Below are 12,601 nucleotides of genomic sequence, written 5' to 3' on the forward strand. Positions count from 1 at the left end.
CTTACCGACGCACGCCGGACGCGGCGGCACGTTCGAGTACAACCTGCGCGTGGTTAATGATGGGGCCATCGATCATTTTGCCGTTCAGCGAGACCACGCCGAGCCCGTTACGTTCGCCCTCTTCAGCCGCTTCGATAACGCGTTTGGCATGATCGACTTCCTGCTGAGTTGGCGCATAGGCGTTGTGCAGCAGATCGATCTGACGCGGGTTGATAAGCGATTTACCGTTGAAGCCCATTTTGCGGATCAGGTCGACTTCGCGCAGGAAGCCCGCTTCGTCGTTCAAATCTGACCACACCACGTCAAAGGCATCGATACCTGCGGCACGCGCTGCATGCAGTACGGCACAACGGGCGTAGAACAGTTCAGTACCGTCACCGCGCTCGGTTTGCATGTCCATGACATAGTCGAACGCCGCCAGCGCAATGCCGATCAGGCGCTGAGAACTACGAGCAATGGCCACAGCATTGATAACGCCAATTGCAGATTCAATCGCCGCCATTACACGGGTGGAGCCCAGCTCTCGGCCGCATTCCATTTCAATGCGCTCCAGGTGGCGTTCCAGCTCGTAGATATCTTCCGGCGTGTCGGTCTTCGGCAGACGCACTACGTCCACCCCGGCACGTACTACTGCTTCCAGATCTTTCAGACCAAACGGCGTATTGAGCGGGTTGATGCGAACAACGGTTTCAATGTCTTTGTACATCGGGTGTTGCAGAGCGTGGAAGACCAGCACGCGGGCAGTGTCTTTTTCACGCAGGGCGACCGCATCTTCCAGGTCGAACATGATGGAGTCCGGACGGTAGATAAACGCGGTGGAAAGCATGGCGGCATTCGCGCCGGGGAGAAATAGCATGCTGCGACGGAGCTTTTTCATAGCAGTTTCTCCCAGTTGATATTGTCACTGTCGCTGGCACGCAGAATAGCGCTTTGCAGACGGGCACGGATAACGCAATCCAGCGCACCTTTGTCTTCGATAATAATGACGCCCTGGTGGACGTCCATATTCCTTAACGTGGTGGCCACGACCTGACGAATCTGGTCGCCGAACTGCTTAATCACTTCACTGTGGATGACGATGTCCAGCTCACCTTCGGCAGGGGCTATTTTCACCATCAGGTCGCTGGATTCCATGGTCCCGGCCAGCGCCTCCCTAACAATTTTCATATTTTATGTCCTGAGTTTTTTAAGCGACTTCCGCGCTGTAGTGCATTTCAAGGTGCGCGAAAGTGGTATCCGGTACGATTTCCCGAATACGGGAAAACTGCTGCGTTTTCAGTAAACGCCGAACTTCTGAGGCAGAGATGGCATTGCCCGTGGCCTTAATGCGCGGTATCTCGACCACCTCGACCGCGCCTGCCAGCAGACTGTGCATGGTCTGGTTGTACTGTCGGGTAATGTCACAAAACGGCTCCGTGCCGATGAAGCGGTGAGTGATACCCAGCGCAGGGGCGATGTGGTTACGGAAAATCAGTAAGTCTATCTCGCTCCATGCCTGCTGCACTTTCCCGGTCTCTTTAAGGAAATAGGCAGGAAAGGTGGCCCGGGAGATGATGTACTCCGAGCCTTCGTGGACAGTGACATTCGCCAGGTGTGCAACACCCGCTTTCACCATCTTCATACGCGCCGTAAACGGGAAAAAGGAGGCATCTTCCTGTACCACGAACAGATGCAAGTGGTCGCAGGAACGCGCTGCCTGTTCCACCAGGTGACGGTGCCCGAGCGTAAAGGGATTCGCGTTCATCACGATCGCCCCGATGCGTTCTCCGGCAACACGCTGGCGCTGCAACGAACGGCAGTAGCGGCTGATACCCGACGGCGTGTTTTCCATCAGCACGGCGTTATTGCCGCTTTGGGCAATGGGCCAAAATCCGCTGTGCGCAAAGCGTTCCCGGTTACAGGGGCGCGTACAAAGGAAAAGATGGAAATGTCCCCGTGCCAGCGCCAGGTGTTCCACCTCTGCCAGCAAACGTGCGCTGAGGTTTTCACCGCGCAGGGCTTCATCCACCGCAACACATTTGATGACATTGGCGGCCAGGCCCGCACACCCCACCAGCCGGGTCCCGGACCAGGCTTCAACGAAGGTCGTGATATCGCTGTCCAGTCCTAAACCACTGTCCGCGAGCAACGAGCGGATCTGCATAAAACGCTGCGATCCGCTGACTACGTCTGCAACGCGAAAATCGATGGGGAGTTGTGCTTGCATGATTTCGCCTGTTTCCTTAGTGCATCGCTGCCAGTGACTGGGCTGGCGCATCCGCGATCACATTGCTGAGATGACCGATATTTTCGATCTCCACTTCAATGCGATCACCCGCGTTCATGAACAGCGGCGGAGTGCGTTTTTTGCCAACACCACCTGGTGAGCCGGTGATGATCACGTCGCCCGCATTCAGGCGGGTAAAGGTACTGATGTACTCGATAAGCTCGGCCACTTTGTGGATCATGCTGGCGGTGTTGTCTTCCTGCACCATGCGGCCATTCAGCCAGGTGCGGATCGCCAGTTGATGCGGGTCAGGGATCTCATCAGCCGTGGTCATCCACGGACCGAACGCACCGGTCTGACGCCAGTTTTTACCGGCGGTAAACCAGGTGTGCTGCCAGTCACGTGCAGAACCGTCCATGTAGCAGCTGTAACCGGCGACAAAACTCAATGCTTCTTCGCGGGAGATATCTTCTCCGCTCTTACCGATGATCACCGCCAGTTCGCCCTCATAGTCAAACTCCCTGGAGTGGCGAGGCTTGAGGACGGGCGTCTGGTGTCCGGTTTGCGAATCAGCGAAGCGGATGAACAGCGTCGGAGCCGGGTTGTGCTGGTCAAACTCTTTGCGTTTTTCGGCGTAATTCATGCCCACGCAGAGAATTTTTCCTGGGTTATCAATCACTGGTAAAAATTCCAGTGCATCGAAGCCGAGATCCGGTTTATCACCGAAATACTGCTGGGCTTCATTTAACGCGTCAGCGGCGAGCAGCGATTTCAAATCGCTGTAACGGTCCCCCAGACGACGTCCCAGATCGACCACACCATCCGCTTTCACGATCCCGTAACTGCGGATCCCCTGATGGACAAAGCTTGCGAGTTTCATATCAGTTCCTGTAACACATGAATCAAACGAGGAAGTTGCCAAGTACCAGCAGTGATACCGAGACGTTGATTGCACCACCAATACGGGTAGCAATCTGGGCGAACGGCATCAGGCTCATACGGTTACCTGCGGTGAGGATGGCAACATCCCCTGTACCACCCTGCCCGCTCTGACAGCAGGAGACGATGGCGACATCAATTGGGTGCATACCGATTTTTTTACCGACGAAGAAGCCAGTAGCCACCAGCGTGGTGACGGTGCTGACGATAACCAGCAGGTTAGTCAGGGTGAACGCGTGAACCAGCTCCTGCCACGGGGTGATCGCCACGCCTACAGCAAAGAGGATGGGGTAGGTCACAGAGGTCTGGAAGAATTTGTAAACGACCTGAGAACCTTCGAGGATCTTCGGTGAAACGCCATGAACCAGTTTGACCAGCACCGCCATGAACAGCATGCCAACCGGTGCAGGCAGACCAATCAGTTTGTGGCCCAGCATGCCCAACATATAGAGCAGTACGGCCAGCAGTGCGCCGGATGCGATAGTGGTGACATCCGCTTTGCCGCTGAACGCAGGCGCAGGCGTCGACTTCTCTGTACTGTTTGGTTGGTCAGGCATCAACTGGCCTTCACCGGTCAGGTGCGGGAAGCGTTTACCCAGTTGGTTCAGGCAGCCGGAGATAATGATGGCGGTCAGGCCACCGAGCATCACCATTGGCAGCACACGACCCAGCGCAACGCCCTGATCCATATGCAGAATGGTGGCGTAACCGATGGAGAGCGGAATCGCTCCTTCACCCACGCCGCCTGCCATGATCGGCAGAATAATAAAGAAGAAGATCTGGAACGGTTCGAGGCCAAGCAGCATGCCGACACCCATACCCACCAGCATGCCGGCAATTTCACCGCACAACATCGGGAAGAAAATACGCAGGAAGCCCTGAATCAGCGTGGTGCGATTCATGCTCATAATACTGCCCACGATAATGCAGCAGATGTAGAGGTACAGAATGTTGGTGGATTTGTAGAACTTGGTGGTGGACTCAACCACCACGTCCGGCAGCAGGCCATAATAGACCATGGCAGACGGGATGAAGGTGGCGCAAATCGCCGCCGCACCGAGTTTGCCGATAATCGGCAGGCGTTTACCGAATTCACCACAGGCGAAGCCGAAGAACGCCAGGGTCGCGACCATCACCACGATGTCGCTGGGTAATTTACCGCCCAGGCAATCAATCGCGATTAACGCACCCGCGAGAACAAAAAGCGGCAATGGAATAATCCCGACTTTCCAGGTATCCATGATGTGCCACCATCTATCTTTTAAAGATGGTTTTTGAATCGATAGCGATTCAGAGGTAATAGAAAAAGAATCGTCAGTTGTGCTCATAATTAAGCCCCTTGGTTATTTTGCAGCGTAAGAGTAAAGGGCCTGTTGTCTACAATATGTGAGGAGCCGCATAATAAAACCGGAGTTTTAATGGCATCTATGGTTTTTAAGGTTTCTTTTATTTAATGTGATTAATGCCATAATTATTTTCGTGGTTTTTAAGGTTTTTATATAATAAAAAACAAGTTAATAACATTTCCAGAAACTCTCTGTTTCTTTAACAGTGCCAGCCGTCACCTGGTGTGCAAGGGATCACAAGTTTCCAGTAAACTCGCCCTTCTTGTACCGAAAGATGTTACATTGCTGTTTTTGTCGCTCGCGCGTGGCACCATGAAACTGTCGTTCCAGATTAAGCTTTTTATATCGCTGGTTCTTTTTTTCTCCGGTTTGTTCATCTTACTGGGTAGCTATTATTATATTGACGTAGGTCGTCAGCTTTATCAGGAAATGAGCGTAAGAGCGAAAATACAAGCAGAAGAAATAGCGATTATTCCGAGTTTACGCAAGTCTGTTGCAGAAAAAGATATTCCAGCAATATCGCAATTTATGCAAAAAGTCGTCGACCGCAGCGATGCCAGTTTTATTGTGATTGGTGATAATAAAGGCGTTCACCTTTTCCATTCGGTCTATGACGATCGGGTAGGGACATTATTGGTCGGCGGTGATAATCAGGAAGTCTTACAGGGAAAAAGTCTGACCACTATTCGCCAGGGTGGACTCGGTATTTCCCTGCGCAGTAAAGCCCCTATTTTTAACGATGCAGGCCAGGTGGTCGGTATTGTGTCGGTGGGCTACCTCACCAGCTACCTCGACACCATTACGCTGGGCAAAGCCATCAACATCTTTATTGCTGCCGTGTTGCTGCTGGCGGCGCTGTTTGTTTTCTCCTGGTTCTTCACCCGCAGTATCAAGAAGCAGATTTTCTCGCTGGAACCGCGTGAAATAGGTCTGCTGGTGCGCCAACAAAAAGCGATGATGGAGTCGATTTATGAAGGGGTGATCGCCATCGACAGCAACCTGCGCATCGAGGTGATCAACCAGGCCGCCCGAACCTTACTCAGCCTCAGCCAACCCACGCGGGCGCTGCGCGGGCAACTCATTACCGATCTGATCCCCGGCGTACCGTTCTTCTCCCGCACTCTGATGCTGGAAAAAGACACCCATGATGAAATTTGCCGCTTTAACCAGGTGACGGTGATCGCCAGCCGCGTGCGCATCATGCTGGAAGATAAACTGCAGGGCTGGGTGATTACCTTCCGCGATCGTAATGAGATAGACAGCCTCAGCGCCCAGCTCAGCCAGGTGAAGCGCTATGTCGACAACCTGCGCATCATGCGCCATGAGCAGTTGAACCGGATGACCACCCTCTCCGGCCTGCTGCATATGGAGCGCTACGATGAGGCGGTGCGCTACATTCAGGCCCAGTCGGAGCATGCCCAGGAGCTACTCGATTTTATCTCATCCCGTTTTTACTCCCCTACGATCTGCGGTCTGCTGCTTGGAAAAGCGGCGCGTGCGCGGGAAAAAGGGGTCGAGCTGGCGTTCGATCCCGGTTGTCAGATGGCGAGACCGGCGCACTCACTGGCAGAGGCTGAGCTTATTTCGATTATTGGCAATTTACTGGATAACGCTATTGAAGCAACCCAACGCGCGGAACTGCCACACGATCCGGTTGAAGTGTTGATCCTGCAAAACGACCGGGAGTTGATCATTGAAGTGGCCGATCGCGGTGTCGGGATCGCGCCGGGCCTTCGACACCATATTTTTGAGCGCGGGATGACCACCAAACGCAGTGGCGATCATGGCATTGGCCTGTATCTGATCGCAAGCTATGTCACCCAGGTGGGCGGCACTATCGAAGTTTCTGATAACACGCCGCGCGGAACGATTTTCTCTTTATTTATTCCTGAAACGGGTCACGTACAACGACAACGCCCCGACACGACGCTGGAAGACCAGACTTATGCGACATGAACAGATAGATGTGCTGATAGTAGAAGATGAAAACGAGCTGGCGCAGCTCCATGCTGAACTTATCGGTAAACATCCGCGTTTGCGGCTGGTAGGTATTGCCACCTCTCTGGCAGAGGCAAAGGCGCAACTGACCAGCAAGCAGCCACAACTGGTGTTGCTCGATAACTATCTGCCGGATGGTAAAGGCATTACGCTTATCAGTGACCCGATGATTATTCGCGCCAACTGCTCGGTGATTTTTATTACCGCTGCCAGCGATATGGACACCTGTAGCCAGGCCATTCGCAACGGGGCTTTTGACTATATTCTCAAACCGGTGTCGTGGAAGCGCCTTAGTCAGTCGCTGGAGCGCTTCGTGCAGTTTACCGAGCAGCAGCGAGTGTGGAAGATTGTTGACCAGCAGAACGTGGATTCGCTCTATCAGTTGCAGGCGAAGAATTACAAGCTGGATAACGGCAGCAAAGGGATTGAGGAGAATACGCTTTCGCGCGTGCAGACCTTATTTGCTGATGCGGGTGAGCGCTGTTTTTCCGTTGACGAAGTAGTGGTAGAGACGGGATTGAGTAAAACCACCGCCCGGCGCTATCTGGAGCACGGCGTGGAGTCGGGGTTTTTAGCAGTGGAGATGCAGTACGGCAAGATTGGGCATCCCAGAAGGATGTACCGCCGCACGGGGGAAAGTGCGTGAGTTTTGTGCGCGGGTTTCCCTTCACCCTCCCCCTCTGGGAGAGGGTGAGGGTGAGGGTGAGGGTGAGGGTGAAGGTGAAGGTGAGGGCATCAGGCCGCAGAGGACTGCTTCAGCACATTCCCGTATAACCGCTTAATCCCATCAGCATCCGTCTCGGAGTAGACCCCCTGCAGTTCCGGTGAGAAGCCTGGCAGCAGGTTGACGCCCTCCTCCAGCGCCAGGAAGTAACGCTGCACCGCGCCTCCCCACACTTCGCCCGGCACTACGCACAGCACGCCTGGCGGGTACGGCAGCGCACCTTCAGCTGCAATGCGCCCTTCTGCCTCGCTGATACGCACCAGTTCCACATTGCCGCGGATATACTCCTGGTGAGCGTCCTGCGGGTTAACCGCCACTGCCGGGAAACTCTCCTTACGGAACATATCTTTTTGCAGATCTTTCACATCAAAGCTGACGTAAAGGTCGTGCATCTCCTGGCAGAGCTGACGGATGGTGTAGTCGCGATAGCGCACCGGATATTTGTTGTAGATGGTCGGCAGCACGGCGGCCAGCGGTGTGTCGTCTTCGATATGACGCTCAAACTGCGACAACATCGCCACCAGATGGGCCATTTTCGCCGTACTTTCTGCCGGGGTCAGCAGGAACAGGATTGAGTTGAGATCGCATTTTTCCGGCACGATGCCGTTCTCACGCAGGTAGTTCGCCAGAATCGTCGCCGGGATCCCAAACTCGGTATACTCCCCGGTTTGTGCGTCAATGCCCGGCGTGGTCAGCAGCAATTTGCAGGGATCAACAAAGTACTGATCCTGGGCGTAGCCTTCAAAACCATGCCAGCGGGCACCCGGCTCAAAGCTGAAGAAGCGACGCTCACTGGCGATCGCTTCCGTCGGATGAGCCTGCCACGGACGACCGGCGATTTCCGGCGGCACGAACGGCTGGATCATCTTGCAGTTGGCAATGATCGACTTGCGCGCTTCGATACCCACTTCCACACACTCGGCCCACAGACGGCGACCGCTCTCGCCCTGGTGGATTTTTGCGTTCACATCAAGTGCTGCAAACAGCGGGTAGAACGGGCTGGTCGAGGCGTGCAGCATGAAGGCATTATTCAGGCGCTTGTGCGGGCAAAAGCGGGTCTGCCCGCGCAGGTGGTTATCCTTTTTATGGATCTGCGAGGTCTGCGAGAATCCGGCCTGCTGCTTGTGTACGGACTGAGTGACAAAGATCCCAGGATCGTTTTCGTTCAGCTCCAGCAGCAGCGGCGAGGTGTCCGCCATCATCGGGATGAACTGCTCGTAGCCCACCCATGCGGAGTCAAACAGGATGTAGTCGCAGAGCGTGCCGATTTTGTCGATCACCTGACGGGCGTTGTAGATCGTGCCGTCGTAGGTTCCCAGCTGGATAACCGCCAGACGGAACGGACGCGGCTGGTTGGCTTTTTCCGGTGCCACTTCACGGATCAGTTCACGCAGGTATTTCTCATCAAAGCAGTGATCGTCAATGCCACCAATAAAACCGAACGGGTTGCGGGACGCTTCCAGATAGACGGGTGTCGCCCCGGCCTGAATCAGCGCACCGTGGTGGTTAGATTTGTGGTTGTTGCGGTCAAACAGCACCAGATCGCCACGAGTCAGCAACGCATTGGTCACCACCTTGTTGGCGGCCGAGGTACCGTTCAGCACGAAATAGGTTTTGTCGGCATTAAAAACTTTCGCTGCGAACTTCTGCGCATGCTTGGCAGAGCCTTCGTGAATAAGCAGGTCGCCCAACTTAACGTCGGCGTTGCACATGTCGGCACGAAAAACGTTTTCACCAAAGAAATCGTAGAACTGCCTGCCCGCCGGGTGCTTCTTGAAGAATTCACCGTGCTGATGGCCGGGACACGCAAAGGTGTCGTTTTTCATCTCCACGTACTGACGTAGCGTATCGAAAAACGGCGGCAGCAGATCCTCTTCGTAGTCGCAGGCCGCCGTTTCCAGCTCCAGCCAGTCCTGTTCTTTGCCGTTAATTACCGCCGTAACGCCGTCCGGCAGTTCCTCGGTTTCGTTGTCGAATAAAAACACCGGCAGGTTAAAACCTGTCCGTTTGAGCAAGGCCAGAATGCCGCTACGACTCTCTGCCAGCGTAATGACGACTGCCGCCACATCCGTAAAATCGGTACTGTCGAGAGACACCTTTTCACGGTGCGTAGACAGGGTGGATATCAGCTCGCGGCTGACGGCAATTTTCATTGTTTTCATAAGCACACATACCCGTTGCAGGGGAAAAAAGGCCCCGGATGAAGCGCTTGCTTCATCCAACGAACGTGTCTGACTGGATCCCGCTCCGACCGCCAGACATCAGTAAAAGCAGATAAGCTCTGATTTTAATGTTGTCCTGAAGTGAGCGTACGATAGCCTCACCGCATGGTGAGTGAAGTATGGGATAAAATTGAACGGGTGAACATGCACATATGTGTGCGATGCATCTGTTGGAGTGATGAAAGCAGCGTCATCCCAGGCAGTCCCGTATGGTTGAGAGGAAATTTCGCGCAATCATGTCATCATTTATTAGCAGGTGCAACCAACGAGGCGGAAGCAAACTGCAACATAATGCAATTGCGTTTCGAATGATTTATATAAGTTATTATATTCAAAAGATAAATACTCATTACCCCCGCATTATTTGGGCATAATAATGTGCATAGCAGCGCCATACTATGCAGTTAACCTCGTCAGATATCAGGAGAAAAACGTGTTTACTGGACCCTTTATTAATGCCGCTGCCGTCCTGTTGGGCGGTGTGTTGGGCGCGGTGCTTAGCCAGCGCTTACCGGAACGCATTCGCGCCAATATGCCATCGATTTTTGGCCTCGCGTCGCTGGGTATTGGCATCCTGTTGGTGATTAAATGCGTTAACCTGCCCGTGATGGTCCTGGCGACCCTTGTCGGCACGCTGATCGGCGAAATCTGTTATGTAGAACGAGGTATCAGCGGTGGGGTAAATGGCCTGCGCAAATTGCTGCAAAAGCGCAACTCCGGTGAACACGCAGTCAGTGGCCACGAGGCGTTTATTCAAAGCCTGGTGGCGATCATCATCCTGTTTTGTGCCAGCGGCACTGGCATCTTCGGCGCGATGCGTGAAGGGATGACCGGGGACAACAGCATCCTGATTGCCAAAGCGTTTCTCGATTTCTTTACCGCATTAATTTTTGCCACCTCGCTGGGGATTGCCGTCGCCGCCATCTGCATGCCGATGCTGGTGATTCAGCTTACCCTCGCTTACAGCGCCACCCTTATCATGCCGTTAACCACACCCGCAATGATGGGTGATTTCACCGCCGTGGGCGGCGTGCTGCTGCTGGCAACGGGTTTAAGGATTTGCGGAATCAAGATGTTTGCCGTGGCGAACATGCTGCCTGCGCTGGTGCTGGCAATGCCGCTTTCCGCGCTATGGACCGCCTTTTTTGCCTGAATAAACGTGCATCTACACTTTTCTGGTGATAGATTGTGCAGTCTGCAACGATTTGAAGAAATTTCGTTGACGAGTCGAGGCGAATCGGTTTTAATGCGCCCCGTTGCCCGGATAGCTCAGTCGGTAGAGCAGGGGATTGAAAATCCCCGTGTCCTTGGTTCGATTCCGAGTCCGGGCACCACTATTTAGAAGAACCCGCCTATGGCGGGTTTTTTGCTTTTGGTTTTCTCCCTCGCCCTGAGGGAGAGGGTCGGGGTGAGGGGGAGCATTCCCTGCGTGGCTCAGTAAACGATATTGTTTGTCTTGAGCTGCTCATAAGGAATGAGCTTTTCACCATTAAACACATTAATTCCCTGACTTTGGCTGGCATCTAAATCTTTCGGCGCAACCTTGTTGGACGAGAAGCCAACATAACGCTCATAGAGAGCTATAAAGTCTCTGGCGCTCATCTTATTACTGTTCACTACATGCTCCTTCGCATCACTGGTGATGACGAAAAAAGGAACATTGTAATTCTGACGGGCATCATTACCGTGTCTGACAGGTCTGTCTGACTTATCGAGCGTCATTCCATGATCGGAGAAATAAAAAAGAACGTAAGGTTCACGAGTGTCATTAAGTGTTTTTACTGTTTCTTTAATAAATGCATCCAGTTTTTGGATCGTTGCAAGGTAACAATTTAATTTCTCATTCCCCACGTCGAAATTAACTGGGTAACCATTCAATCTTGAACACGTATCGGGATGCGAACCGATCATGTGCAAATAAATCGCATTCTGTTTCTGACTTTTTTCTGCAACAATTTCTTTTAATTCAGTCAGCATTGCAAAATCATCAACATTGCTCGAATTATAATCTCCTTTTTTCAGGAATTTTGTATGTTGTGCTTTACTTGCAATCATTGTTGAAGGCGTATCGTAAGCCCCCAAATATCCCTGATTTGAGACCCAATAGGTTTCAAACCCTGCTTTCTTCGATAGAGAAACAATATTGTTACCATCATCTACCTTGACGCCATCGCTCATTGCCAGCGTTCTGGGGAGTGATAGGTAGGTGTTAGGTGCTGCAGAGATGTACTCAGAGAAAAAGTAACCAGAAGCATTGTTGAGCCAGGGCGTAGTGTTTTTTGAATAGCCATACAGAGACATATAGTCCCTTGTCACACTTTCACCAATGATAACAACGATATTCTTATATTGAGGTGATACACCAGTGACCGTGAAGTCATCAACGGTTTTACTCAACTGATTGAGGCGTTCAAACTCCTCTCCGGCCTTCTGCGTATAGGTACAAACAGACTTTAGCATTCTTACCGGATAAGCATTGAGATTGATGACCAAAAAAATGCACAACACTAAGAGACTATATTTTGAACCATAATATTTTTCTCCTCTGGTGTAGAGGTATAAAAATGCCAGGGATGATGCACACAAAAGTAGGGCTGCAAAACTGATGTCGTTAAAAAACTCTATTGCTTCATCAGCGTTTGTTTGCATGCCTGAAACAACAAAGGCAAAGTTGATACGTCCAAAATCATAACCGACCGGTATATATAGAGCTACGGTCAACAGCAAAAAACAAACCAAAAAAAAAGCAATGCGATTGAATCTTGCCAATGAAAGGGAAAGAAAAGTAATCAGAGTATTACCCACACCTGGATAACCACTACAATAGGGGATCAATAACGACACGAAAAATGCGGGAACAATCCATTTCAAAGCGAAGCCAATACGGCGGGCAAAACTGTCATCATCACGTAATACGATCGAGTTATATTTATTGGAACTCATTCCAGAAACATCCAAAATTATAAAGCGATCGATTATATTTAGTTAGATATTGGTTTAAAAGAAATTGTATTTAATCTCTTAAATTCTGCTTAAGTGAATATTATATGGGGAGGCAATGTTATATGCATGATTAGCCATTGTGAAAGATCATCGCTACATCCTCCACAGCTTTGAACACATTACCTCCATCAAACACATAAACCACATAAAAATCATGCCATTA

General features: G+C 51.9%; 10 protein-coding genes and 1 tRNA gene. 4 read left to right on the forward strand and 7 right to left on the reverse strand.

Annotated features, from left to right (window positions below):
* Position 1 precedes the first annotated feature (1 nt).
* Genes citE through AC5JPW_RS22825 form a run of 5 tightly spaced genes read right to left on the reverse strand, consistent with a single transcriptional unit; the run spans position 2 to position 4,473 of the window.
* Positions 2 to 877 carry a citrate (pro-3S)-lyase subunit beta gene (citE, locus tag AC5JPW_RS22805; RefSeq protein ID WP_494243349.1) on the reverse strand — a complete coding sequence of 292 codons (876 nt, stop codon included), beginning with the start codon at positions 875 to 877 and terminating at the stop codon, positions 2 to 4.
* Complete coding sequence (gene citD / locus AC5JPW_RS22810) at positions 874 to 1,167, reverse strand: citrate lyase acyl carrier protein (protein ID WP_494243350.1); 294 nt, start codon at positions 1,165 to 1,167, stop codon at positions 874 to 876. Before citD ends, citE begins: the two co-directional genes overlap by 4 nt.
* A 19-nt stretch (positions 1,168 to 1,186) precedes the next feature.
* On the reverse strand, positions 1,187 to 2,206 hold the full coding sequence (citC, locus tag AC5JPW_RS22815) for a [citrate (pro-3S)-lyase] ligase (RefSeq protein WP_494243351.1): 1,020 nt from the start codon (positions 2,204 to 2,206) through the stop codon (positions 1,187 to 1,189).
* 16 nt (positions 2,207 to 2,222) lie between these two features.
* Positions 2,223 to 3,086 (reverse strand): fumarylacetoacetate hydrolase family protein, encoded by an 864-nt coding sequence (locus AC5JPW_RS22820; protein ID WP_494243352.1) that lies wholly within the window; start codon positions 3,084 to 3,086, stop codon positions 2,223 to 2,225.
* 22 nt (positions 3,087 to 3,108) lie between these two features.
* Complete coding sequence (locus tag AC5JPW_RS22825) at positions 3,109 to 4,473, reverse strand: 2-hydroxycarboxylate transporter family protein (RefSeq protein WP_494243353.1); 1,365 nt, start codon at positions 4,471 to 4,473, stop codon at positions 3,109 to 3,111.
* A gap of 330 nt (positions 4,474 to 4,803) precedes the next feature.
* Here AC5JPW_RS22825 and AC5JPW_RS22830 point away from each other — a divergent pair, with 330 nt between their 5' ends.
* The gene (locus AC5JPW_RS22830; RefSeq protein WP_494243354.1) at positions 4,804 to 6,447 is read left to right on the forward strand and encodes an ATP-binding protein; all 1,644 of its coding nucleotides are present in this window, start codon (positions 4,804 to 4,806) and stop codon (positions 6,445 to 6,447) included.
* Positions 6,437 to 7,135, forward strand: a complete 699-nt coding sequence (locus tag AC5JPW_RS22835; protein ID WP_494243355.1) for a response regulator — start codon at positions 6,437 to 6,439, stop codon at positions 7,133 to 7,135. Before AC5JPW_RS22830 ends, AC5JPW_RS22835 begins: the two co-directional genes overlap by 11 nt.
* Before the next feature lie 89 nt (positions 7,136 to 7,224).
* Here AC5JPW_RS22835 and AC5JPW_RS22840 read toward each other — a convergent pair whose 3' ends face one another.
* Entirely contained in the window at positions 7,225 to 9,375 is a 2,151-nt protein-coding gene (locus AC5JPW_RS22840; RefSeq protein WP_494243356.1) for an ornithine decarboxylase, read from the reverse strand.
* A gap of 493 nt (positions 9,376 to 9,868) precedes the next feature.
* On the opposite strand from AC5JPW_RS22840, the gene AC5JPW_RS22845 reads away from it, so the two are divergent.
* Positions 9,869 to 10,588, forward strand: a complete 720-nt coding sequence (locus tag AC5JPW_RS22845; RefSeq protein ID WP_494243357.1) for a DUF554 domain-containing protein — start codon at positions 9,869 to 9,871, stop codon at positions 10,586 to 10,588.
* A gap of 105 nt (positions 10,589 to 10,693) precedes the next feature.
* Positions 10,694 to 10,769 (forward strand) — tRNA-Phe (locus AC5JPW_RS22850).
* A gap of 100 nt (positions 10,770 to 10,869) precedes the next feature.
* Here AC5JPW_RS22850 and AC5JPW_RS22855 read toward each other — a convergent pair.
* Positions 10,870 to 12,378: a phosphoethanolamine transferase gene (locus AC5JPW_RS22855; protein WP_494243358.1), complete on the reverse strand. Its 1,509-nt coding sequence runs from the start codon at positions 12,376 to 12,378 to the stop codon at positions 10,870 to 10,872.
* Positions 12,379 to 12,601 lie beyond the last annotated feature (223 nt).

The organism is Phytobacter sp. (assembly GCF_059074235.1).

Excerpts from the sequence above, each read along its gene's own strand:
- AC5JPW_RS22840 (WP_494243356.1), bottom strand. The coding sequence starts at position 9,375 with ATGAAAACAATGAAAATTGCCGTCAGCCGCGAGCTGATATCCACCCTG.
- citD (WP_494243350.1), bottom strand. The coding sequence starts at position 1,167 with ATGAAAATTGTTAGGGAGGCGCTGGCCGGGACCATGGAATCCAGCGAC.
- AC5JPW_RS22835 (WP_494243355.1), top strand. The coding sequence starts at position 6,437 with ATGCGACATGAACAGATAGATGTGCTGATAGTAGAAGATGAAAACGAG.
- AC5JPW_RS22820 (WP_494243352.1), bottom strand. The coding sequence starts at position 3,086 with ATGAAACTCGCAAGCTTTGTCCATCAGGGGATCCGCAGTTACGGGATC.
- AC5JPW_RS22855 (WP_494243358.1), bottom strand. The coding sequence starts at position 12,378 with ATGAGTTCCAATAAATATAACTCGATCGTATTACGTGATGATGACAGT.
- citE (WP_494243349.1), bottom strand. The coding sequence starts at position 877 with ATGAAAAAGCTCCGTCGCAGCATGCTATTTCTCCCCGGCGCGAATGCC.
- AC5JPW_RS22825 (WP_494243353.1), bottom strand. The coding sequence starts at position 4,473 with ATGAGCACAACTGACGATTCTTTTTCTATTACCTCTGAATCGCTATCG.
- AC5JPW_RS22830 (WP_494243354.1), top strand. The coding sequence starts at position 4,804 with ATGAAACTGTCGTTCCAGATTAAGCTTTTTATATCGCTGGTTCTTTTT.
- citC (WP_494243351.1), bottom strand. The coding sequence starts at position 2,206 with ATGCAAGCACAACTCCCCATCGATTTTCGCGTTGCAGACGTAGTCAGC.